The organism is Pontibacillus sp. ABV4_188, from assembly GCF_056311905.1.
The window spans coordinates 1,583,721-1,605,915 of the sequence record NZ_CM149975.1; the positions used below are offsets into that span (position 1 = coordinate 1,583,721).

The window sequence follows — 22,195 nt, forward strand, 5'->3', positions numbered from 1 at the left end:
TTGCAGCGAGGTTTAGTTTTGGGAGGAATAAGACATGTCGAACCCATGTGATCACTCATCTTTTCCTATCCATAAGAAGCTCCTGGATCACCTCCAGGATGCTCTTCTTTTTGTGGATGAAAATGGAGAGATAGTGGAGTGGAATCAACCAGCTAAGGAGCTCCTGGATACTTCTAACGTACAATCAACTTCTATCTATTCTTATTTAAAATTTAATCCATTGATAGTAGATGAAGATGAACCAAAGGTGATGAAAATTATTAACGGTTCAGAGCGCCAACTGTGTGTGAAAGTGATTGGGCTCTATTGTGAGGGTAGGAAGCTATATTGTTTAAGACTCCAAGGTTCATCCTTTTACGATCGTATTAAAGATTTGAGGGAACAGATCGGTCAGTTTATGGATTCAACTCTTGAAGGAATTGTTCTTCATGATGATGGAGTTATTGTAGAAAGTGATGATACGGTTGCTGAAATCCTAGGTTATGATAGAGAAGAGCTTATACATAAGAGTGTGTTTGACATTGTGGACCCTCAACATATGAGAGCCTTAAAGGAAAAAATAAACATAATTCCTAACGAACCATATGAAATCGCAGCTGTAACCAAAAGCGGTAAACGAATATATCTCGAAGTAATGGCTCATCCGTATCCATATGACAATAAGATTCTTCGAGGGGCTGTCATACGGGATATTACAGAACGCGTTGAAAACGAACAGCGAATCGAATTTATGGCTTACTTTGATGAGTTAACAAATTTACCAAATCGTACATATTTTCTTCAAGAACTCATGGAGGTTATTAATCAGGCTCAAACAAGTGGAGAAATGTTTGCGGTATACTTTATGGATATTGATTACTTTAAGCAAATTAATGACACGATGGGGTATGTATTTGGGGACAAATTACTTCAATCGTGTGCCAGCCGTTTAAAGTACTTGCAAAATGAACAAACATTTCTTGCACGAATGGGTGGAGATGAATTTCTTATTCTGCAACGTCATGTGAAAACGAAAGAAGAAGCAGAGGCATTAGCACAGAAGATCATTGATCAGTTCCAAGAACCTATTCACATTAATGATTTTGAATTATTCACCTCTGTTAGTATTGGGATTAGCTTGTATCCTACAGACGGTCAAGATGCAAATGAGTTAATCAAGCATGCTGACTCAGCTATGAACGTAATTAAAGAACACTATAGAAACGATTATAAAATGTTTGAAGCTTCTATATCAAAGGACTTTAAGACAATATTGACAATGGAGACAGAACTTCGTAAAGCTCTTAAGGAGGGGCAATTCGAACTCCATTATCAACCGCAGAAGAACATTGTAACAGGAAAAATTGTAGGGGTAGAGGCTTTACTACGTTGGAATCATCCAAAAGAAGGCTTTATATCTCCAGGAACCTTTATTCCTCTTGCTGAAAAGACAGGCCTTATATTAGAGATTGGCGATTGGGTTATGTATGAAGCATGTCGTCAAAATAAACAATGGCAAGTAGAGGGATATGATCCAATAGTTGTAGGGGTTAACTTGTCGGCGAAGCAATTCCATCAAAGGGATCTGGTTGAACGTGTGGCATCTATATTGAACAAAACGGGCCTTCACCCAACTCATCTAGAATTAGAAATAACAGAAAGCATGGCGATGAGTAATGAAGAAGATATTATTCAAACGCTAGAAGGTTTAAGGGATCTAGGTGTATACGTATCTATTGACGATTTCGGCACAGGATACTCTTCTTTAAAATATTTAAGCAGATTTCCGGTTAATAAATTGAAGATTGATAAAGTATTTATTCAAAATCGTAAACAAAACGAAGCCATTGTGAAGTCAATTATTCATATGTCCCATTCATTAAATATGAAAGTTATTGCAGAAGGGGTGGAGACAGAAGAACAACTTTCATTTCTTAGAAACGAACGGTGTGATGAGATGCAAGGTTTCTTCTATAGTAAGCCACTTCCACCGACTCATCTTAATGAAATATTTCAAAAGCAAACCGTCTAGCGTGAAAAAGGCAGTCCAGAAAGGACTGCCTTTTTCTTTATTTTCTTGTTAGAGGTTAGCAGTAAAACGCTGCACCAACGATGATTAAAAGGATGAATAGTACAACAATTAACGCAAAACTACCCCCGTAGCCATAGCCGCCGTGGCCATATCCGCAACAATACATCCAAATCACCTCCTATCTAGTTATATGTATATGTGATACGAGCTGATTTGGTATAGACGAGTGCCTAGTTTTAGCTGGGGAATATGAGAGATACCCTAATGGTTATTAAACTTTATGATATTAGAAGCCTAACTTTTAATGTAAGGCAGTTTAAAATTGCGGTCTGAGGGAATTGGTTGTATAATGAATGTACAATAAATGTATAACGGCGGGTGAGAATATGAAGAAAGTGGCCGTAATTGGTGCCGGACCAGGTGGATTAGCTTCAGCTATGTTGCTAGCAGCCAAAGGATATGATGTACAGGTGTTTGAAAAAAACAATGTCATCGGAGGAAGAAACGCGAAATTAACATTAGGAGAATATCAATTTGATGTAGGTCCTACGTTTTTCAGTATGCCACATATATTAGAAGAGTTATTCGAAGCAGCTGGTCGAGATCTTCATGATTATATGGATTTGGTAGAGCTTGATCCTATGTATGACCTTATATTTGAAGATCAGAAGGTTACCATGTACAGAGACCCTGAGCGAATGACTTCGGAATTAAGTGAGCAATTCCCTGGAAGTGAAGAAGGATACCACCGGTTTATGAATGAGACTAGAAAACGCATGAACGCTTTAATGCCCATGCTTCAAAACCGGCACCATCGACTCATAGATTACGTGCGACCTAGAACGTTAAAGGCACTTCCTCATTTAGCTTTAGGTAAGTCTCTTCATGGAGTGCTCTCTCAATATTTTAAAGATGAACGCTTAAAACTCGCTTTCACGTTTCAAGCCAAATATTTAGGGATGTCCCCATGGGAATGCCCGGGTGCATTTTCAATACTCTCTTATATGGAGCATGAGTATGGAGTGTTTCATCCTGTTGGAGGCGTGAATCAAATCTCCAATTCAATGGCCAGAGTCGTACAAGAATATGGCGGTCAAATTCATTTAAATAAAGGCGTATCAAAACTAATAACTAATGGAAAATCTGTAACGGGAATCCAACTTGAAGATGGGGAAGAAGTTCAAGCAGATGAGGTCATCGTAAATGCGGACTTTGCGCAAGCAATGGATCAACTGGTCGATCAATCCAACTTAAAGAAATATAAACGGGAGAAACTCGAAAAGAAAAAATACAGTTGCTCGACCTTTATGATGTACCTAGGAATTGATGGAGAGATCGATCTTCCACATCACAGTATTATCTTTTCTGATGATTACAGAAAGAACGTAGAAGAGGTTACCAAATCTCTTGATCTATCAGAAGACCCATCCATATACGTTCACAACGCCTCCATTACAGATCCAACATTAGCTCCAAAAGGCAAGACAGCCCTTTATGTTTTAGCACCCGTTCCTAATAATTTCTCAGAAATTGATTGGGAACAAGAAAAGGGCACATTCAGAAATCTTGTTTTGGATGTGTTAAAAGATAAAGGCGGTATTACCATTTCAGAAGACCAGATTGAAGAAGAGAAAATCTTAACACCAAAAGGGTGGGAACAAGATTACAACGTGTACCGCGGAGCAACGTTTAATTTAGGTCATCAGTTATCCCAGATGATGTATTTCAGACCGCACAATCGCTTTAATGAATTAGATCATTGCTGGATTGTTGGAGGAGGAACTCATCCTGGGAGCGGGTTGCCTACAATATTAGAATCAGCACGTATTACAGCGAATTGGTTATCAGAAACAGGGGAGGTGAAACAAGCATGAAGCGAAAGATAGGTATTGTAGGTGGAGGAGTAGGAGGTCTTGTTACAGCTCTATTACTTTCTAAAGACGAACGCTATGATATTACCCTATACGAACAAAAAGATCACTTCGGTGGACGTCTCCAATTTGTTGAGCATGAGGGATATAAAGTAGATGAAGGTCCTACGATTGTTCTCTTGCCAGAAATGCTTCTTTCAATTCTTGAAGAAGGTGGCTTAACTAGAGAAGAAATTCCTTTGGTTGCTTGTGAACCTTTGTATTCTGTTGATTATACAAATGGTGAACAAATGCTTAAATTTCGAGATATTCAAAAGCAAAAGGAAGAGATTGAACGACTTTTCCCTGGTGATGGAGAAGGCTTTGAGCGTTTTATCCAAGATATGAAGTGGAGATTCCACATGGGACAGCAACATTTTCTTGAACAACAATTTGTGAAGAAGCGTCAATTCTTCACCCCTAAAAACATTCAGATGCTCGTAAAACTTAGAGCGTATCAACATGTAAAGAAAATGATGAAAAGCTATTTTAAAAGTGAACAGCTTCAAAATACCTACGCTCTCCAGACCCTTTATATTGGAGGTCATCCTGGAGAATCTCCTGCATTGTACTCTCTTGTTTCGTACAGCGAACATGAACATGGAATTTGGTATTTAAAAGGTGGATATGCTAGTTTAGTAGACATCTTGCTTCAAAAATTGTCAGACCGAGGTGTTACATTACACGCAAATAGCTCAGTAGAACATATTGGAGTACAAAATAATCATTGTGACGGAATAGTTGTAAATGGAGAATGGGAATCGTTTGATGATGTTGTATTAAATGGTGACTTTCCAATTATGGATAACCTCTTGCCAAAAGAGAAAAAACTTAATCGTACCTACACACCGTCCTCTGGTTGTTTCTTGGTTTATATGGGATTAGATCGTAACTATGATCAACCATCCATTCACAAATTCATTATGAGCGATGATTTCGACCAGCACATGTCTGATGTTTTCCAACATAAGAAGCTGCCTGATGATCCGTCTATCTATACCTTTCACCCTTCCTTAGTAGATGATTCCCTCGCACCTGAGGGGAAAGGGGTGTTATATACACTTGTACCTGTTCCTTCTGGAGAAGAATTAGACTGGGAAAATAATAAAGAATCGTTTACTGAGAAGATATTAGATCTACTTGAAGCTAGAGGATATGAAGGATTGCGTGATCATATCGAATGGATTAAGGTAAAAACGCCTCAAGAGTCAATGAGGGAAGGATTATTCGGCGGAGGTAGCTTTGGAATTGCACCTACACTATTCCAATCAGGTGTTTTTCGCCCTCAGCTTAAACCTTATGAAGTGGACAATGTTTATGCAGTAGGCGCATCCATTCATCCAGGCGGTGGGGTACCAATTGTTATGCAAGGAGCGAAACTCCTATCTGATTACCTAAAGGACCATCATATGGTATACTACAACGTAAGTGAGGTGGTCGAGGGTTGAGACAAATAAATGAAGCATATTCCTATTGCAAGAAGATTATAGAAACTCATTCTAAAACGTTCTCAAAAGCCTTCTCTTTGTTGCCAAAAAAGCAAAAAAGAGCCGTATGGGCGATCTACGCTTTTTGTCGTAAAGTAGATGACATTGTAGATGAGGGAAGTGCACCTAAATCAGAACTAGATGAATTTGAAAGGAACTTTCACAGCTTTTTAGAAGGTGAAATACCAGAAAATGACCCGATGTGGATTGCGTTAGAGGATGTTTTTTCTACATTTTCTATGGACCCTGTCTACTTTCAAGAAATGATAGATGGACAGAGAAAGGACATTGAGTCTCACATCGTAGAAACAGAAGAGGAACTGCTTCTTTATTGTTATCAAGTAGCGAGTACAGTGGGGCTTATGTTGCTGCCTGTCTTAGCGCCAGGGAAAGAATCTGAACTAAGGCAAAGTGCAATTGACCTTGGTAAAGGGATGCAGTTAACTAACATTTTAAGAGATGTAGGAGAGGATATCGAAAGAGAGCGAATTTATATCCCTAAAACACTCTTAGATACTTATGGCTATTCTTATAAGGAATTACGTAATCATGAGCAAAACGAAGCCTTTATTCAATTATGGGAAGATTTAGCCGCTAAGGCTGAAATGTATTATGAGTCATCGCTGATGAGCATCCATGAATACCCAATGTATTCCAGGGCGCCGGTGAAAGGGGCTGCTTACCTTTACAGAGCAATCCTTCCTTCGATCAGAGATAATCAGTACCAAGTCTTTAATGAACGTAACTTTGTTAGTGATCAAATGAAAAAAAACATATTATCTGATATCCAATTAATGAAGGCGTAAACCACCATGTGGTTTACGCCTTCTGTTATTATTATCCTTAGCTTTTATTATGAATTTCTCTTGCTACATTACGGCCGCTTAGAATGACCATAGGACTTCCGCCCCCTGGATGAGTGCTCCCGCCTGCAAACCAAACGTTTTCAAGGTCCTGTGAACGATTGAAAGGTCGGAGGAAGGCGTCTAGTTTCTTATTAGCTGCAGGACCGTAAATAGACCCTCTAAAGGCTCCGAAATCGATACGTATATCTTCAGGTGTATATATTTGCTCAACCTTTACTTTGTCTTTTATTGAAATGCCAAAGCGCTCTAGTTTGTTATAAATAACCTGTTTGTACTCTTTTGGATCGATTGGCTCTCGGTCTTTACTAGTTGCTGGTGCATTAACTAAAATGAAACAATTATCTCCATCAGGAGAAACAGTTGAATCACTCTTTGAGGAGGTACAAATATAAATGGTTGGGTCATCCGCATACTCCCCGTTTTGGAGCTGTGTAAATTCTTTTTTATAATTAGTAGAGAAGAAGAGGTGATGATGGTGGAGTTGGTTTATTTCCCCTTCAAGACCTGCTAAAATAACGAATCCTGAAATGGAAGGTTCGTATCCTCTTACTTTCTTATTAGAAAAAGATGGACGATCCTGTTCGGCCACAAGGTCAGGATAAGCTTTTAATAGATCTCCATTTATCACAACCTCATCAGCTTCGACTTCCTCCCCAGAATCCAATTGGAGGCTATTTGCTCTTCCATTTGAAGTGATGATTTTCTTAACCTTTGAATGGTTATGTAACTCTACCCCTATATGTTTAGCTGCTTTGACCAGGACCTCTGCAATTTTTGAATTACCACCTGGTACATAATACACCCCATCCGTAAGCTCCAAGTGAGCAATCATTGCAAATGTTGCAGGTGCAACATATGGATTTGAACCAATATAAGTTGCATACCGATCGAGGGCTTGAATAGTTTTCGGATTTTCGAAGTATGTATGGAAGAAATCGTGCATCGTTTGATTTGGTCGCACTTGTAAAAAAGCTCTTCCTAACGACGGAGATAAGTAATCTCTCCAACTATTAAAGGTACGGTGTAAAAAATGCTTATGGGATAATTGATACAACGATTCAATCCTATTCAGGAACTCGTCATATCGCTTAGCTCCTTTAGGGTCTAAGCGTTTGAGTTGATTTTTCATAAAAGTAGCGGAGGAAGAAAAATCTAAAACGAAGCCATCAGGGAAAGCATTCCGTGTATGGTGTTCAATTTTTTCAAAAGTTATGTACTCTTCAGGATCTAGTCCGGCTTTACGAATTGTTTCTAAGAAGACCTGAGGCATAGTAATGGTATTAGGACCAAAATCAAAATGGTAACGATCGATCTCAATAGATTTCATCTTACCTCCGAAATGTTCGTTTTTCTCAAATACTTTTACGTGATGGCCATCGGCAGCCAGATGGATAGCAGCTGATAGGCCACCTAAGCCTCCACCTACGATCACGATATTTTTCATGAGTAAGACCTTCCTTTCCATGTGTAAGCTTTTCCTTTAATGGATGTGTACATAGAACGAGTTAAGACGAACACAAAGAGTAGTGCTGAGAAGGGCATAAATAGAGCATACATTAAAGAAGTCTTATTCTTATAATCTATGACCCCCTTCTGAAGAATACTAAGAATTAAAGGAACTGAATAGAGAAATTGACCACTTGTTATACTGACGATGAATAAGGCTAAAGGTACTATATACATCAAAATGTACCAGGTGATGAGGAATAGTGCTAGTCCGATTGATTTGTTAATCCCAATAAAAATATTTTTCGTAAACCCTTCGATTGCTTCTTTCAGAGATTCATACATATAACAATTGACAGATGATGAAATGTTCATAAGCTTCATTGTATGACCGCTCTTCTTGGTTTCGCGAGCTAAGTGAACATCTTCTAATAGGGAAGAAGAGACAGCTTCATGACCTCCGATTGCATCGTATGCTCTTCTAGTAAACCCTATAAAACCTCCACAAGCTGCAGTGAAGGAAGGGTTGTTGGTTGTGTTGGCTATGGAAATTGGAAGATGGGCGTACACAACAAAATGTTGCAGGGTTACAAGGAATTGAGAGAAATGGCTCCTATCCGCATAATGAGGGAAGCCACTTATCATACCGGCTTGTTCCTTATCAAATGTGGCGACGGCCCTTTCAAGCGTGTCAGGTGCTAAACGCACATCCGCGTCAATAAACAGGAGAAGATTGCCTTGTGCTTGTTGGCTGAGTTGGTGACAAGCGTGAACTTTCCCGTTCCATCCTTTTGGTAGCGGTTGCCCTGTGATAAGCGTAAAACGCTTATCATCTATGATTGCTTCATTTGTTAGCTTCTTCGTATCATCTGTTGATTGATCATCTAGCAAGATGCACTCAAATGATGGATAAGTTAATGATTGTAAGGACTGAATGAGTTCTTGAACATTTCGCTCTTCGTTCCTCATAGGAATCAATAAAGAAACAGATGGGTAGGAAGCATCAGGTGAAGGATTAGCTAATGGTTTTATAAATGTACTATTCAATAGAATCCACAGGAGGCAGAAGGCTTCTAGGCCGATAAGTCCCCATAAGTAAATTGACATATATATGGCCTCCTTTAGAAAAGTGTATGAAAAGAATTTTTCTCCATCACTTGTTTCTTTAAATGATCCAATTGGTCTGTGCATGCGTCCTCTAAAAATTGTGTATGGTGACGTCTATCATACTCTGGGTTGAGCGCTGGCGAAAGATCTTGGCCAATACTAACATAGATATTTGGCTTTCTCTTCTCTTCAAACGCATAATAAAGAGATATAGGGATAATATGAATCTGATCGCTCTTTTCGATGATAAAGGAAGCTCCCGTCTGGAATTCCAATGGTCTTTGTTCTAGTGGACGCTCATCTCCTTGGGGGAAAATCCAGACGGCTTTCCCCTCGTTAATACGATCCTTAGCGTAATTCAAAGAGGCAATAATATCCTTTGGATTTGATCGATTTATGGAAAATGTTCCAATCCTTCTGAATATCGGGAATGACTTTAATCCTTCTTCATGCATCATGCCATATCCATTCGCTTTGAATAGGTGTTTGTTTAAAAGAAAAATAATTAATGGATCCCACCATGTACTATGATTAACAAGAAATAGGGTATGTTTTGTTGAAGACGGAAGCGTCCCTCTATAAAATAGGTTATTAAATTGGGATTTGAACATCCGTTTCAATACAAGATGAAATCCCCATTCCCAAAAAGGACTTTTATTTGCTGGTATCATAGTAATCTCCTTTTTTGTATGTAAAGTTTGGTGGTAATAACCATAATAGTCCCTACTAAAATTGCTGCAAGCCATAGGTTTCCAATAATGGCAAGCCAGACAAACATCCCTTGTACGCCCTCAAATACAAGGAACATGCGTTGCCCCCATTGAGGATCTGATTGGCTTTTTCGGATCACTGAATATCCCACCAAATGGAAGAATAAGCTCAAGAAAAACCAGCCTGTAAAATTTGAAAAAGGGATGCTATAATACATGCCCGGTTCGTCCCAGATCCAATACTCTTTTACATGGTAAGCAACAGGATCTAAAATAAGGTCAATAGATACCGCAAGGACACTTCCGATTAATAAGAAAGAAATAAAAAAATAGTTCCCTTGTGGAGATAGAACTCTAGCAATTTCATGTGAACCAGCAATCACCATTAGCCATGCAAAGCCAATCGAGATAGGAACCCCACTAACCATAGGTCCAAAATCTTGTTCATAATGATAACTCCCAAACCACAAATTATACTGAACCCCGTAATGTTCAACTGCGATCGAAAAAATCACAATAAATAAGCTATATAAGGAGCCAATCGTGATACCTAAACGTTTGACAAAGTAAATCCCACCTATGGATCCTGCCACAATTAAGAAGACAGCATTAGCCCATTCGAGTGCTGGGGGGATTAAATCAAAGGTGAGTAGGACGAACCCACAAACATACCAAAATACAAAAAAACGAAATACCCAGACCAAATCTTTTCCTCCTTTTGAACCTAAACACTTCATGATCGTTTATTTATAACATATACATGATATAGGTATCTTTATTTGATTGTATTATAAAAGGCTAGTTCTGTAGAATAATTATGCTTTCTAATAATCTGAGAGGGATCAAGCTATTGTCTATCAGCCTTAAATAGAATTATGATACTATTAATGTGAGATTTTCAAAGAAAAAGGATTGAATAGAGCGAGGGATTTGCATGGAAAAATTCCTTCAAAACTTTCACACTGCTCATCTTGAGACACTGAGGCAACTTGCTGAAGCTCTAACAGACGGTGTATTTATCATGAAAGTAAAAAGGAAGGAAACACAACAACAGTACCTCTACGAATATATGAATGAAGCGGCTATGGAAATAGCCAGACTTTCTCCCTTTTACATAGGCTCTTCCATTCAAGATTGTATGAATGGAGAAGATGCGAAGTTTTTGCAAATGAAATACGATCAAGCCTTTACTAGCGATACATTTGTAACCTATTCAGATTATGTAATATTACCAAATGGACAATTCAAGGCGGAAACTTTTTTATATCCAGTCCATGATAATGAGAAGACGATTACCCATATCATTGGAATCACGAGGAATTTGAGTCATCTGTCAATCAAGACGAGTGAAGTTCGACATGTTGATCGTTTGTTTCGATCTTATATTGATAACACTGAGGAAGCACTAGTCATGTTTGATATGAACCAACATATTTTAAACGTAAACCATGCTTTTTACCAAATGTTTGGTTTCAGTAAAGAAGAATTATTAAACGTAAAGTTAGAAAATTTACAACCTCAGCTGACAAACTCAATTCGAACTCATTTTCATTTGTTAAATGAGGGGGAGAATATTTCTCGATTTTCTTCAGAATGGAAGAGAAAAGATGGGTCATCTGTGTGGATCTCTACAAACTTCACAACACTACCGAATGAGTCTGGTGATCAAGTAGCCGTGGTTGCATTCATCCAAGATATCACCAAGGAAAAGATGGCGAAGCAAGCGCTTGAAGAATCTCAGGAGCGTTACCGATTAATTGCAAATAATACCCAAGATCTGATTCAACTTTTAGATCGTGACGGTACGATTACTTATGCATCCCCCTCACATGAAATTGTACTTGGCATTGGGCCATTTCGTATGACCGGAGATAACATATATAATTATGTATTCTTAGAAGACCGAAAAGATGTTAAGTCAGCTGTCAATGACTCTATACAATCTAAAAAAGGGGAACGAATTGAATACCGAATGCCCCGATCGACTTCGAATGAATTAATCTGGATGGAGGCAAACGTCAAACCAGTTTCTGATGAAGAGGGGAATGTAGTAAAACTTATCTTTACAGCTAGAGATATTACGAAGAGAAAAGAAGCTGAACAATCATTAATGGAAATGGCTTATACTGATTACTTAACTGGATTAACGAACAGAAGGGTATTTGAAGAATTCCTTCACAAAGCAATGGCTCGTGTGAAACGCTCTGATGATTATCAATTTGGGCTTATGTATCTAGATGGAAATGGATTTAAGAAAGTAAATGATACGCTTGGTCATGATGTGGGAGACGGATTATTAGTTTCTTTATCTAATAGACTTCTATCAATAGTAAGAGAAGAAGATCTTGTGTCTCGAATCGGAGGAGATGAATTTGCTATCCTATTCCCTGATATTAAAAGTCAACAAGAGCTAGATAGAATTGCTGCTCGTGTGATGGATAAGATGAAAGAGCCTATTGCTATAGAAGGTCACTCCATTCATTTCAGTTTTAGTGTCGGCATTGCCATAGCCCCGCTTGATGCAACCAATGAAGCTGAACTTCTGAAGCGGGCAGATCAGGCTTTATATTGTGCTAAACAAAAGGGAGATGACGGGTATATGTTCTCCTCTTGGCTTAATAGTTAGTGAATATGAATGGGGGAGGGGGAGTATGGCTAGATATAAAGAAATAACAGTGGATCATGATTTCTCATCTTCATCTTCAGTTATTCTAAATGTCACCAATCAAGATGTAGATATCACACAAGACCTTGTCCTTAAAAGTGGAGAGTATCAAATCATTAGAGTTGAAGGAAAGAATGAAGAATATAAGCCAATATTTCACATTATCCATCCATTTAAGGGATTAAAAGCGGTAACGCTATTATCACTTCCCTTAAGGGAACCTCCTGCAGGGGAAACCTACTTTCAATTCCTTCATTTAAATCCTTCTACACAACAGGTCGTTGTGAAAGCTAGGTACGGGGACGTTTTACATAGAAACCTTCCATATAAAACGGCTATAGAACCTATTTTATTATATTCCCCTATGGATGTTCCTTTAGATATTACAAAAAGGGAGGAAGGGGAAACTATTTCTCTTGAAGGTTATGTAACGCGACCAGACGTTTACACAATAGGTATTTACGGTGGAGAAGAGGATTGTCCATACTGGATCGTGCATATAAAAGGCGCCAAGTCAGCAAATTGACCCGGCGCCTCTTTTTATTAACGATATGCTTCAGCAGTTTTGTGATGTATTTTTTTGTCTACATTCTTGCGAAGGAAAGGGATTACATATCGATCTAATCCATACTTTCCAGCGTTATATCCAGCAACAAGAATGAAGATGGTTAAGATAACCATTTGCGGGTTTGTGCTAGTTGTACCACTTAATAAGAAGGCGAAATTCATTGTGATTCCCATAAGTGCAGAGAATGTTGTAAAGATACCAAGGATAAGAGCTGCCCCGACAAGGATTTCTCCCCACATCACTAGGAAAGTAAACAATCCACTATTTGGAATTGCAATCGTATCTAGAAAAGCAGCCCACCAGCCTTGAACTGCAGGATGTTCCCCACTTGCTTTACCAACTGCTCCTTGCAAGAAACCGTTGGCGTCGAAACCAGGACCAGTTAATTTATGAATTCCTGCCATAAACCATGTGTAGCCTAAATATACTCGAATAATAGTTAATAGTGCAGCTGCAATGTTGTTCTCACGCAATACTTTGTTAAACATAAGAACCACTCCTTGGGTACAAGAAAAGTACCATTCATTTTTGGGTCACTCAGGATGGGCCGGCTAATTGTGAGTGATGTTTTTCTTACACTTATAATATATCACCTAAACAGCTTGAATGAATCTATTTGTGAATTGGTTCACAAACTGTTCAATGTTTTATGGCTAATGTGTGACAAGAAGATGAAGTGAGTAGCTACTTTCTTATTGAGGATAGAAGGTAGGGGTGGGAAGTGTAGCATAAAAAAAGTAGAAAAGGATTTGTCCTTTTCTACTGTGAGACTTGATTATTAAATTTATTTTGACGAGGTTTGTTCCTTGCTTCCTTCTAATAACTTTAGTTGGTCATTTTCGTAGCCAATTAGGAAGGTGACATTATAGGTTTTAGTTATGCGATCCTTGTTTTCATTATCTTGATTATTTTCTTGAATCTTTTGATGAATGGTTTCTTTAGCTTCAAGGGTTACTTTGACCTGGTTATTTGCATTTACGTTAAGAGATAGATCAGATAAATCAATATCTACGGTATGAATGTATTGATCTCGGAATTCTTGGTAAGATTGTTTAGATTGCCATGTGCTTCCTAGCATAGAGTAAGCACTAATGTAATCTCTCATGAGAAGACTCTCGTGGAAGTAATGAACGAGATACTTAGCATCTTCTTTTAATTGTGACTCGGTTAGGTTAGGGTTATCTGAAAAACTTTCATATGTCAGATCTTTAGAATCGGCATCCTCAGACCATTTATCTAACTGATCTTTAACGTTTTGCAACGGAAGGCTGAAACCAATCGATCCTTGTTCAGTTCCAGCTGAGTTGATTGCGATGACCTTCCCAGTTTCTTGATGTATGAGGGGACCGCCGCTATTTCCATGAGTTATGGGAGCAGAAATTTGGTAAGCATCATGATAGGTGAAATCGTTAATCGTGAATTCCCGATCTGTTCCAGAAATCGTACCCATTGTGACTGTATTCTGTAGCCCAAGTGGACTCCCTACTGCAATAATATCATCACCGATTTCACCAATTTCCTTTAGGTCCATATTCATAGGTGTGCGGTTAGATAGTTGAGGAACGCGCAAAAGGGCAATGTCTTCTTCTTTACCAACTCCAATCACAGCAGCAGGATGCATTCTGGCGTCTGTAGTTTTAATGAAAACAGAGTCATACCCTTTAACTACATGGGCATTCGTAACCACGTCTCCTTTATCGTTGAAGATAAACCCTGAACCGATGCTTGATTCTGTTTCATCTGAGGCTTCGATTTGGACGACATTTTTTTCAGCTTCGTGAATGAGTGTTTTTAAATCAATTTGCCTTGACTGTTCACTATCGGTCACTTCTTGTGCCAGTGTACTAGCTATTTTTATAGGATCTTTATATGTTGTTTTATAGATGGATATGATGGCTATAGCTGTAATGGCAATAATGAGAATGCTAAAGGTTATTGGAAGTCCTTTGTTGTTTTTTTTCATTATAGTATCATCCTTATTCTGAGTTAATTTAAAAACCACTTCACTTTATTAATTTTTACCTTTAATGCATTGTGTACATCGTAGTGAGTGAATTCAAACTGCCCCACTTCATCAGGATATAATGTATCTGGATAGATAAAGACTTCATTTGTTTGGATTACCTTTTCATTCTTATCTAATAAATTGTAAGAGAGGGAGACGGAAGTAATCGGAACAGTCGCTACACTTTTAATTTTCCCTCTTACAACCAGATTGTTTTGTTTATTGAGTGTATTTTCGATTTTAACAATTTCGACGGCGTCATTTTTATTTTTTCTATGTTCTTCTTCCGCTGCAGTCATAGCTTGTTCAATTCGATTTTGCTGAGCCGTTTCAAATGCTGCTTTCTCTTTCTCAATTGTTGTTTTTAAACTTTGAAGCTTTTGGCTTTCGGGTGCATATCGAAGCCCTTCGTCAACATAGCTTCGAGCTATAGAGAATTGATTTTGTTTTAAAGCTTCGTTCGCATTAGAGAAAGCGTGGGAGATAATTTGCTCTTGTACAGTTGTGGCCATGTCCTGAGCTTTCTCATTTTGAATAGATTCTATTTGCCACAAAACACTTTTCAAATTTGATATAGAGGAGTCCTGGTTAATGTTCGCTTTTATTTGAGCTACTTTCGCTTTATTACGAATGGTTACAATCTCATCAATAAGCTTCTGGATTAACTCACCGTCCATATTATTTAATTTGGCCTCAGCTTTTTCAACCTTGTTAAGAGCTTCTGGAAATTGCTCATTTCCTATGTAATACTTGGCATCTTGAAGGAGGGCATCTATTTGTATAGCTAGATCCATATACTGTTTATTCTGATGAGCTGCAGGGAATTTAAAAGTAAGGTCGACAGCTTCATTGAAATAATTTGCGGCAGATTCATATTCTCCCTTTAATGCCAATTTCTCCCCTTCGTCCAACTTTTCTTTAGCTTTAGTAGATTGATGATCAATGAACCAGTAAGAGCCGCCTGTAAAAGTAATGCAAAAGAGCAGTACAGACAAAGGGAGAATCCACCATGTGTTAAAGCTTTTCTTATATTCTTTAGTCCTTGTATGTATATCTCCAGGAACTGATTTTCCGCAAGAGACACAATAGATCTCATCGCTATTTATTCTTGTTCCGCAATAGGGACAATAAGCCATAGTTTCACCATCTTTCGAGCGTCTAATGTGGATACTAGTAGTTTATCATAATCCTTTTGGAAGAAGCACCCATATTTTTGGGGATTTATTATAGGAAGAAACAATGTCTGCTAACACACTTTGTTTTTAAAAAAGTAAATATTTCATGGCATTTTCTGATAAAATACAAATGAACATACATATTAGGGGGGTGGACTTAATGGGTGAAATGTTTCAAGTCGTGTTTGGGATTGTTTCCTTAGTGATCCTACTAGTAAATATTGGTTTTTGCATTTTTGATCACGGTTAAAATAAACAAAGGTCCCTTCATTACAGAAGGGGCTTTTTTAGTTAAAGTTGTAACAGTTTAATCATGTTTCCTTATAGGAAGGCTCTGTTAATGCTTAGTGTTGATGTTGTTCCATATAAGCCCCCTTATACGGAAGACTTGAAACTGAGGTAGAGAGGTCTTGCAATAGATGTAGGGAGGTTTCCGTCAGCTTTAATAGAGCGAAAGGTGGGCCTGGAAATCACTCGCTTTCCGCGGGCGAGCTGTCGAGCCTCCTCGGGAAAACCACCCTGCGGGGTCTCGTCAACCTCTTCCTCCCGCAGGAGTCTCGCAATTTCCAGACCCACCTTTGCCAAATGGGGAGAGACGGAAACGCGCCATATTTGTGAGGTAGAGGGCTTAAGATCAACTATAATAAGCGGGTCCGTTCACTAAATTAACGCCAGGGTAGGCTTGGGGACTGCGAGACTCCCGCGGGAAAAGGAGCCTATCCAGTTCTGGAGTGGAGGACCTAGCGAGATAAGCCATCTTTTTTACAAAGGCTGATCGCCTTTTCCAAAAAGCTGACTTATCCGTACGGTCCTAGGCACCACTCCTGCACTTTAAATCTAGGGGAGACCCCGGAAAGCGCGTAGCGATTGAGGAGGCTTCCCAGCTCCCCGCAGGAAAGCGAGTTGTCCCCAAGCCTGCCTAGCACTTATAAACGTAACGGACCCATACACCATAAAGTGTCTCAGTTTCGAGTCTTCAACCACCCTGCCCTATTCTTGAACAAGCTTGTTTTAAAGAATAACAACAGTAAACTTTAACAGAGATTATAGTAAAAAGGAGACCCGTGAAAACGGGTCTCCTTTTAAGAGTATTAACGGGTCCAGTGCAATTCATCGAATGGATAGATAACAAGTTCTGAGCGGCCGATGACTTCATCATGATTAACAAACCCGAGCCCATTACGACTGTCTTTAGAGACGATACGGTTATCTCCCATCACAAAGTATTCATCTTCTGGAACTTCCTTTTCGGAAAAAGGGAAAGTTCCTTGAATAGCCTGTTTGTTTAGGTAATCTTGTTCTACTTTTTTACCGTTCACATATAAAGAATGGTCCTCACTTACTTCAACTGTGTCACCAGGTAATCCGATGATGCGTTTTACATAATTTTTAGTTGGGCGTTGGATGATCACAATATCTCCGCGTTCTGGTTCTCCGACCAAGTAGACGAATTTATTATACATAACACGTTCTCCATCTTCTAACGTAGGGTCCATGCTTGTACCTTCTACAATAGAAGTGGCAAAAACAAAGTGTCGGATGGCAAACGCTAGTACAAGGGCAAAGCCTATAGCTTTTGTCCAATCTAATATTTCTTTTAGGATTTTATTCTTCAAGTGTAATCTTCCTTTCTTATCCAGCTCTAACTCTTCTTTGTCTATCGTATCATAGAAATAGGGAAGACTAGATATGTTTTTTTGCATATTGCTTTAATGTATGGACTAGGTTGTCACGCCATGCGCTGTCTGTATCTAAGTCGATACCTGCTTGTGGTATTCCGGCTATTGACTTGTTCCACCTAATAGTTCCGATTGTAGCGAATTCTTGATCAAGGAGGGTGAAGAAAATGTGGATCGTTTCTTCAGCTTTCAAGTCTAATGATTCTAATGGTTCAATCCGCATTCCGTGCTGACTGATATCCCAAATTTTCATTTCAACTTCCTCTTCGTTGCTAGGGTTTTTCAATTGGCCCACAACTGGAGTCCCAAATGTGTAGCGGAATGGTTCATTTCTTTTAAAATACATGGAATCTCTCCCTTAAGGAAAATGAAAAGCATTCTTAATTATTATAAGATTAGAAGAATACTTTTACGTTCAATTATATTATATAGTGAGCTAAGACTGGAGAAGAATTCAAAATGTGTCGAAATATCAATATTTACAAATATTATACTCTAATCCCAAAACTAAACAAATTATAAAAAGATTCTATTAAAATAGCAATAGGAATATTTGTCGATATTTGTAAAGGTTAAGAAATGAGAAGTATAGTTTGTGAGATAATTTGTCTTATTTTGCGATCTGCTTTACAGGGGATCATTTGTTTGGCATAATGAGCTTAAATACAATATATGGTGCTAGTTCGGTTGTTTAACACCAATATGTTACGTTTTGATTATTTTGGTTAGAATAAACAAATAACAAATATTGTTTTAAGATAGGTAAATTAGCGTTTCATAAGTTATGTGAAAATTGTTTCGCTTGTAGATAGAAGACGTTGACTTTACGTTTTATAAGTCCTGTGGAGGATATATATGCCGTTGGAGAGGGTGGGGAATGTGGTTGCTTGCGTATTAACAAACAGTCAATTACAGGAGCGTATTGAACGGTTGCGAAACAAGATGATCGTAGTAGCAGAGACAAAAGGCTTTACTTGTGAGGAATCGCTACGACTTAGCCAGCAATTGGACGAGTTATTAAACCAATATGATCTACAAAGTAAATGTCGAAGTCATATGAGAAACCAGTAGGCTTAGCCTACTGGTTTGTTATGTCTTTTTGTGATCATTTTCTTCACTTAATTCCTCAAAGCTTTTCACTTTACCATGAGGGTTTTGTTTTTCTTTCCGTTGACGTAAAGCACGCTCTTTTCGTCGTTTTTGATGACTCATCTTCTAATCACCTCATATATAGGATGCCTCAGTTTCACCGTTATATGAGGGTAGATTTATTCAAGTATGCCTCTAATCGATCTAATCCTTCTTTCAACGTATCAATATTGTAGGCGTAGGAGATACGCATATAGCCTTGCCCGTAAGAAGAAAAGGCGTCACCGGGAACAAGGGCTAATTTTGCTTCTTCAACTAGGTCTATACCGAAATCAAATGAACTTTTTTCAAGTCCAGGGAAATAAGGAAATACATAGAATGCTCCACCTGGCTTTGTGCAAGGTACACCCATGTCTGTGAGGCGTTGGTATACATAGTCTAAGCGTTCTTTATATTCAGCTCGCATTGCTTCTGTATCCGCTTTACCGCCTTTAATTGCAGCGAGTGCAGCGTGTTGGCTAATCGAAGTTGGGCAAGATACATTATACTGATGAACCTTTAGCATTTCTTTTGATAGCCACTCAGGAGCTAATGTATAACCGATACGCCAACCGGTCATAGAATGGGATTTAGATACGCCATTAATGACAATGGTTTTTTCCCTCATTCCTTCTTGCGTTGCAATGGAAGTGTGTGGCTCATCATATGTCAATTGGCTATATATTTCATCTGATAAGACGAATATTTCTTTTTCTTTAAGAAACTCAGCGAGGACTTCTACTTCCTCTTTTATAAGTGTTGCACCTGTTGGGTTAGAAGGGTAAGGTAACACAATGCATTTTGTTTGATTGGTAATATGTTTGGTTAACGTCTCAACTGTTAACTTAAAGTCCGTATGCGTTGTATCGACATGGACTGGTTTTCCACCAGCTAATCGAATACACGGTTCATATCCTGGATATACAGGGGCTGGAAGAATGACTTCATCTCCTGGAGTCAGAATCGTTCGAAACGTAAGGTCGATAGCTTGTGAAGCTCCTACCGTTGTAATAATTTCCGTATCAGGCTTATAAGAAAGACCATATTCTTGTTTAGCAAATTCAGATATAGCTTTTCTAAGTGGCAACATACCTGCATTATGGGTATAAGAGGTTTGGTTGTCATGAATGGCTTCAATTCCAGCTTGCTTAATATGCTGAGGTGTAGGGAAGTCAGGTTGCCCAATTGTTAACGAGACAACACCTTCTTTCCCGGAAACCATATTAAAAAATTTGCGAATTCCTGATATTTGTATGGATTGTAAGTGCGGATTTATTAAATGATGCACTGTTGTCACCTCCGGTTGTCATATATACGTCTCCCATAGTGGCTGACGTTTTAAATACCATCTTAACATGATTTTATAGTATGAAGGAAATTAGGTTGTATAAACCGTATGAAATTTGGTGGGTGACTCTTCACAGATCTTTGTTCCATATGCCTGTATGGAAAAACTGTACAAGATGTAGGTTCTTTAGGTAATCTCTATACATTTTGAGAACTGAATTTTTTATTATAGCAAGAGTTGTTGTTATACTGGTTACATCATGTGAATGAAGAAAGGGGAGGTCGTCAATGAATGAAACTGGACTCGTATTAGAAGGTGGGGGCATGAGAGGTGCTTACACAGCTGGTGTGTTGGATTTCTTTCTAGATGCTGACCTTCATTTCCCGTACGTAGTCGGTGCATCAGCAGGGGCTTGTAATGGTACTTCTTATGTGGCTAGACAAAAGGGGCGCAATTATAAAGTTTTGGTAGAGTATGGAGGGCACCCTGAGTACATATCTTATAAAAGGGCTATTACGAAGCGGGAATTGTTCGGGATGGATTTTATATTTAATAAGCTTCCAAATGAACTTGTCCCATTTGATTATGAAGGGTTCTTTCATTACTCTAAGCAGACAAAATTTGTCGTCGGAACGACCGATGTTCATACTGGCAAGCCTACCTACTATGATTTCTTTGAAGACGGACCGACTTTAATTTCTCTCATTCGAGCTTCAAGCTCCTTACCTTTTATCGCTCCCATGATTTCTCATGAGGGCAAGCAGCTACTAGATGGTGGTATTGCTGATCCTATTCCTATATCTGCTTCAATAAAAGATGGAAACACAAAGCATGTCGTGATATCGACACGAAATCCAGGCTACCGAAAAGAGAAAATGAAGTTTTCATGGTTAGTAAAACAGAAATTTAAAGGTTATCCTCACTTAACCCACGCTTTAGAGAGCAGACATTTACGTTATAATGACACCGTAGGTCAGGTGGATGAGTTAGTGAAACAGGGGAAAGCTTTTGTCATTCAGCCCAAAAAACCACTTGCAGTAAGCAGGATTGAACGAAATAGAAACAAACTTCATGCTCTATATGAGCAAGGCTACGAAGAGGCGAAAGAGCAATACGATGATTTAGTGAACTTTCTAGAACCGTCTATGAGTTCCGTACTTACTTAAGATTTACATTTGCAGTGGTTTAGTTTCCACTTTTAAAAAGATATCCATTTCTTGACCAGTGATAGAGAGAGGTATATCCCTTCTACCTGTTGACAATACTTGTACTAATAATGGGTAGGAGGGAAGGGAATGGAAGGGTTTTTAACGTTTAATTGGCTCATAAAAGAGGCTCAATTAGCTCCTCTTGGAATCACTGATCTACATTTGCACTTTATTTTTGGGATGGTTTTAATCATTTTATTTTACAATATAGTTCGTCCAATTATATATTGGATGGTTTTATTAAAATGGGATAGGCTGTTAAGCTATATCGTTGCGGGTCTGGTCGTAATGTTTATACTACCTTTTTACGAAGTGTATCAAGGAGCAAGTGGAACTGGAGATGTCGAGATAAGGGATGTAGCGAATGGGGCACTTGCTTTAATATGTTTTGGAGGATATATTATTTGTTCATATGCTATTGAGAGAGTCGTCAAATATATGAAGCAATCTAAAAAACAAAAGCCCAAAGGTGTATAAAGATTTTAGTTTTCCTCTTTTTGTTTGAATGATATGCTGTACGGGGTACAAAATAAGTGAAACTTAGTACTTAAATAATACGTACATATATAAGGAATCAAAAGGAGGGATTGACTTGCTAGGAGCTGCAACTGGGCTAGGTATTGCTGGATTATTTGTTGGTATCATGGCGTTTATTGCTATAGCTTTGTTTGTGATAAATATTGTTACAAGTATTTGGGCATATCGAGATGCCCAGCGTAAAGGGAAAAGTAAAGAGTATGCTATCATCGTATTAATTCTAACGATTATTTTCCCTTTTATCGGACTAATTGTTTATTTCTTTATCCGTAATGACTAAGATTTAATCGATATATTTCAAGACGAAACCCGTTAAGGTTTCGTCTTTTTGTTGTGCTAATTATGAAGCAATCTTTAAGGATTTTCCTGATTTTACAAGGGGATTCCTTCTAGGAGGGAATAAAT

The 22,195-nt window shown here is 38.4% G+C and carries 22 protein-coding genes; 10 read left to right on the plus strand and 12 right to left on the minus strand.

Features of this window, described 5'->3' with window-relative positions; genetic code table 11:
* Positions 1 to 34 precede the first annotated feature (34 nt).
* On the plus strand, positions 35 to 2,011 hold the full coding sequence (locus tag ACYX4O_RS08045; protein ID WP_476356179.1) for an EAL domain-containing protein: 1,977 nt from the start codon (positions 35 to 37) through the stop codon (positions 2,009 to 2,011).
* A gap of 55 nt (positions 2,012 to 2,066) precedes the next feature.
* On the opposite strand, the gene ACYX4O_RS08050 is transcribed toward ACYX4O_RS08045, so the two are convergent.
* Positions 2,067 to 2,177 (minus strand): YjcZ family sporulation protein, encoded by a 111-nt coding sequence (locus ACYX4O_RS08050; protein WP_476356181.1) that lies wholly within the window; start codon positions 2,175 to 2,177, stop codon positions 2,067 to 2,069.
* Positions 2,178 to 2,397: 220 nt separating this feature from the next.
* Here ACYX4O_RS08050 and ACYX4O_RS08055 point away from each other — a divergent pair, with 220 nt between their 5' ends.
* From ACYX4O_RS08055 to ACYX4O_RS08065, 3 genes are read left to right on the plus strand one after another with little or no spacing between them, the layout of a single operon-like run.
* Positions 2,398 to 3,885, plus strand: coding sequence for a phytoene desaturase family protein (locus ACYX4O_RS08055; RefSeq protein WP_476356183.1), 1,488 nt, complete (start codon positions 2,398 to 2,400; stop codon positions 3,883 to 3,885).
* On the plus strand, positions 3,882 to 5,369 hold the full coding sequence (locus ACYX4O_RS08060) for a phytoene desaturase family protein (protein WP_476356185.1): 1,488 nt from the start codon (positions 3,882 to 3,884) through the stop codon (positions 5,367 to 5,369). The genes ACYX4O_RS08055 and ACYX4O_RS08060 overlap by 4 nt, the downstream gene beginning before the upstream one ends.
* The gene (locus tag ACYX4O_RS08065) at positions 5,366 to 6,214 is read left to right on the plus strand and encodes a phytoene/squalene synthase family protein (RefSeq protein WP_476356187.1); all 849 of its coding nucleotides are present in this window, start codon (positions 5,366 to 5,368) and stop codon (positions 6,212 to 6,214) included. Before ACYX4O_RS08060 ends, ACYX4O_RS08065 begins: the two co-directional genes overlap by 4 nt.
* Before the next feature lie 37 nt (positions 6,215 to 6,251).
* Here the strand turns inward: ACYX4O_RS08065 and ACYX4O_RS08070 are convergent, their stop codons facing one another.
* Genes ACYX4O_RS08070 through ACYX4O_RS08085 form a run of 4 tightly spaced genes read right to left on the minus strand, consistent with a single transcriptional unit; the run spans position 6,252 to position 10,241 of the window.
* Positions 6,252 to 7,718 (minus strand): phytoene desaturase family protein, encoded by a 1,467-nt coding sequence (locus ACYX4O_RS08070; RefSeq protein WP_476356189.1) that lies wholly within the window; start codon positions 7,716 to 7,718, stop codon positions 6,252 to 6,254.
* The gene (locus tag ACYX4O_RS08075; RefSeq protein ID WP_476356191.1) at positions 7,715 to 8,827 is read right to left on the minus strand and encodes a glycosyltransferase family 2 protein; all 1,113 of its coding nucleotides are present in this window, start codon (positions 8,825 to 8,827) and stop codon (positions 7,715 to 7,717) included. Before ACYX4O_RS08075 ends, ACYX4O_RS08070 begins: the two co-directional genes overlap by 4 nt.
* Before the next feature lie 14 nt (positions 8,828 to 8,841).
* Positions 8,842 to 9,438: a lysophospholipid acyltransferase family protein gene (locus ACYX4O_RS08080; protein ID WP_476356193.1), complete on the minus strand. Its 597-nt coding sequence runs from the start codon at positions 9,436 to 9,438 to the stop codon at positions 8,842 to 8,844.
* Positions 9,439 to 9,494: 56 nt separating this feature from the next.
* Positions 9,495 to 10,241 carry a carotenoid biosynthesis protein gene (locus ACYX4O_RS08085; protein WP_476356195.1) on the minus strand — a complete coding sequence of 249 codons (747 nt, stop codon included), beginning with the start codon at positions 10,239 to 10,241 and terminating at the stop codon, positions 9,495 to 9,497.
* 230 nt (positions 10,242 to 10,471) lie between these two features.
* On the opposite strand from ACYX4O_RS08085, the gene ACYX4O_RS08090 reads away from it, so the two are divergent.
* Both ACYX4O_RS08090 and ACYX4O_RS08095 read left to right on the plus strand, forming a co-directional pair.
* On the plus strand, positions 10,472 to 12,163 hold the full coding sequence (locus ACYX4O_RS08090) for a sensor domain-containing protein (RefSeq protein ID WP_476356197.1): 1,692 nt from the start codon (positions 10,472 to 10,474) through the stop codon (positions 12,161 to 12,163).
* A 25-nt stretch (positions 12,164 to 12,188) separates the two neighbouring features.
* Positions 12,189 to 12,728 (plus strand): hypothetical protein, encoded by a 540-nt coding sequence (locus ACYX4O_RS08095; RefSeq protein WP_476356199.1) that lies wholly within the window; start codon positions 12,189 to 12,191, stop codon positions 12,726 to 12,728.
* A 17-nt stretch (positions 12,729 to 12,745) separates the two neighbouring features.
* Here the strand turns inward: ACYX4O_RS08095 and ACYX4O_RS08100 are convergent, their stop codons facing one another.
* From ACYX4O_RS08100 to ACYX4O_RS08120, 5 genes are all read right to left on the minus strand, one after another.
* On the minus strand, positions 12,746 to 13,258 hold the full coding sequence (locus ACYX4O_RS08100; RefSeq protein WP_476356201.1) for a DoxX family protein: 513 nt from the start codon (positions 13,256 to 13,258) through the stop codon (positions 12,746 to 12,748).
* A 296-nt stretch (positions 13,259 to 13,554) separates the two neighbouring features.
* Complete coding sequence (locus ACYX4O_RS08105; protein WP_476356202.1) at positions 13,555 to 14,733, minus strand: S1C family serine protease; 1,179 nt, start codon at positions 14,731 to 14,733, stop codon at positions 13,555 to 13,557.
* 23 nt (positions 14,734 to 14,756) lie between these two features.
* On the minus strand, positions 14,757 to 15,770 hold the full coding sequence (locus ACYX4O_RS08110; protein ID WP_476356204.1) for a zinc ribbon domain-containing protein: 1,014 nt from the start codon (positions 15,768 to 15,770) through the stop codon (positions 14,757 to 14,759).
* A 1,271-nt stretch (positions 15,771 to 17,041) separates the two neighbouring features.
* Positions 17,042 to 17,566, minus strand: a complete 525-nt coding sequence (lepB, locus tag ACYX4O_RS08115; RefSeq protein WP_476356206.1) for a signal peptidase I — start codon at positions 17,564 to 17,566, stop codon at positions 17,042 to 17,044.
* Between the two features lie 67 nt (positions 17,567 to 17,633).
* Positions 17,634 to 17,975, minus strand: a complete 342-nt coding sequence (locus ACYX4O_RS08120) for a PilZ domain-containing protein (protein ID WP_476356208.1) — start codon at positions 17,973 to 17,975, stop codon at positions 17,634 to 17,636.
* A gap of 509 nt (positions 17,976 to 18,484) precedes the next feature.
* Here ACYX4O_RS08120 and ACYX4O_RS08125 point away from each other — a divergent pair.
* The gene (locus tag ACYX4O_RS08125; RefSeq protein ID WP_476356210.1) at positions 18,485 to 18,700 is read left to right on the plus strand and encodes an aspartyl-phosphate phosphatase Spo0E family protein; all 216 of its coding nucleotides are present in this window, start codon (positions 18,485 to 18,487) and stop codon (positions 18,698 to 18,700) included.
* 18 nt (positions 18,701 to 18,718) lie between these two features.
* On the opposite strand, the gene ACYX4O_RS08130 is transcribed toward ACYX4O_RS08125, so the two are convergent.
* The gene (locus ACYX4O_RS08130; protein ID WP_476356212.1) at positions 18,719 to 18,841 is read right to left on the minus strand and encodes a DUF6254 family protein; all 123 of its coding nucleotides are present in this window, start codon (positions 18,839 to 18,841) and stop codon (positions 18,719 to 18,721) included.
* A 40-nt stretch (positions 18,842 to 18,881) separates the two neighbouring features.
* The gene (locus tag ACYX4O_RS08135) at positions 18,882 to 20,045 is read right to left on the minus strand and encodes an aminotransferase A (protein WP_476356214.1); all 1,164 of its coding nucleotides are present in this window, start codon (positions 20,043 to 20,045) and stop codon (positions 18,882 to 18,884) included.
* Between the two features lie 287 nt (positions 20,046 to 20,332).
* Between ACYX4O_RS08135 and ACYX4O_RS08140 the strand changes: the two genes are divergently transcribed.
* The 3 genes from ACYX4O_RS08140 to ACYX4O_RS08150 all read left to right on the plus strand — a co-directional run bounded on the left by ACYX4O_RS08140 (position 20,333) and on the right by ACYX4O_RS08150 (position 22,070).
* Positions 20,333 to 21,211, plus strand: coding sequence for a patatin-like phospholipase family protein (locus ACYX4O_RS08140; RefSeq protein ID WP_476356216.1), 879 nt, complete (start codon positions 20,333 to 20,335; stop codon positions 21,209 to 21,211).
* Positions 21,212 to 21,340: 129 nt separating this feature from the next.
* A complete protein-coding gene (locus ACYX4O_RS08145; RefSeq protein WP_476356218.1) occupies positions 21,341 to 21,730 on the plus strand; it encodes a hypothetical protein in 390 nt (129 codons plus the stop codon).
* Between the two features lie 166 nt (positions 21,731 to 21,896).
* A complete protein-coding gene (locus tag ACYX4O_RS08150; RefSeq protein ID WP_188656255.1) occupies positions 21,897 to 22,070 on the plus strand; it encodes a PLDc N-terminal domain-containing protein in 174 nt (57 codons plus the stop codon).
* The last annotated feature ends 125 nt before the right edge of the window (positions 22,071 to 22,195 follow it).

Bases quoted from the DNA above. Each gene is read 5' to 3' on its own strand.
- ACYX4O_RS08045 (WP_476356179.1), top strand. From the start codon at position 35: ATGTCGAACCCATGTGATCACTCATCTTTTCCTATCCATAAGAAGCTC.
- ACYX4O_RS08050 (WP_476356181.1), bottom strand. From the start codon at position 2,177: ATGTATTGTTGCGGATATGGCCACGGCGGCTATGGCTACGGGGGTAGT.
- ACYX4O_RS08055 (WP_476356183.1), top strand. From the start codon at position 2,398: ATGAAGAAAGTGGCCGTAATTGGTGCCGGACCAGGTGGATTAGCTTCA.
- ACYX4O_RS08060 (WP_476356185.1), top strand. From the start codon at position 3,882: ATGAAGCGAAAGATAGGTATTGTAGGTGGAGGAGTAGGAGGTCTTGTT.
- ACYX4O_RS08070 (WP_476356189.1), bottom strand. From the start codon at position 7,718: ATGAAAAATATCGTGATCGTAGGTGGAGGCTTAGGTGGCCTATCAGCT.
- ACYX4O_RS08075 (WP_476356191.1), bottom strand. From the start codon at position 8,827: ATGTCAATTTACTTATGGGGACTTATCGGCCTAGAAGCCTTCTGCCTC.
- ACYX4O_RS08080 (WP_476356193.1), bottom strand. From the start codon at position 9,438: ATGTTCAAATCCCAATTTAATAACCTATTTTATAGAGGGACGCTTCCG.
- ACYX4O_RS08090 (WP_476356197.1), top strand. From the start codon at position 10,472: ATGGAAAAATTCCTTCAAAACTTTCACACTGCTCATCTTGAGACACTG.
- ACYX4O_RS08095 (WP_476356199.1), top strand. From the start codon at position 12,189: ATGGCTAGATATAAAGAAATAACAGTGGATCATGATTTCTCATCTTCA.
- ACYX4O_RS08100 (WP_476356201.1), bottom strand. From the start codon at position 13,258: ATGTTTAACAAAGTATTGCGTGAGAACAACATTGCAGCTGCACTATTA.
- ACYX4O_RS08105 (WP_476356202.1), bottom strand. From the start codon at position 14,733: ATGAAAAAAAACAACAAAGGACTTCCAATAACCTTTAGCATTCTCATT.
- ACYX4O_RS08120 (WP_476356208.1), bottom strand. From the start codon at position 17,975: ATGTATTTTAAAAGAAATGAACCATTCCGCTACACATTTGGGACTCCA.
- ACYX4O_RS08125 (WP_476356210.1), top strand. From the start codon at position 18,485: ATGCCGTTGGAGAGGGTGGGGAATGTGGTTGCTTGCGTATTAACAAAC.
- ACYX4O_RS08130 (WP_476356212.1), bottom strand. From the start codon at position 18,841: ATGAGTCATCAAAAACGACGAAAAGAGCGTGCTTTACGTCAACGGAAA.
- ACYX4O_RS08140 (WP_476356216.1), top strand. From the start codon at position 20,333: ATGAATGAAACTGGACTCGTATTAGAAGGTGGGGGCATGAGAGGTGCT.
- ACYX4O_RS08145 (WP_476356218.1), top strand. From the start codon at position 21,341: ATGGAAGGGTTTTTAACGTTTAATTGGCTCATAAAAGAGGCTCAATTA.
- ACYX4O_RS08150 (WP_188656255.1), top strand. From the start codon at position 21,897: ATGGCGTTTATTGCTATAGCTTTGTTTGTGATAAATATTGTTACAAGT.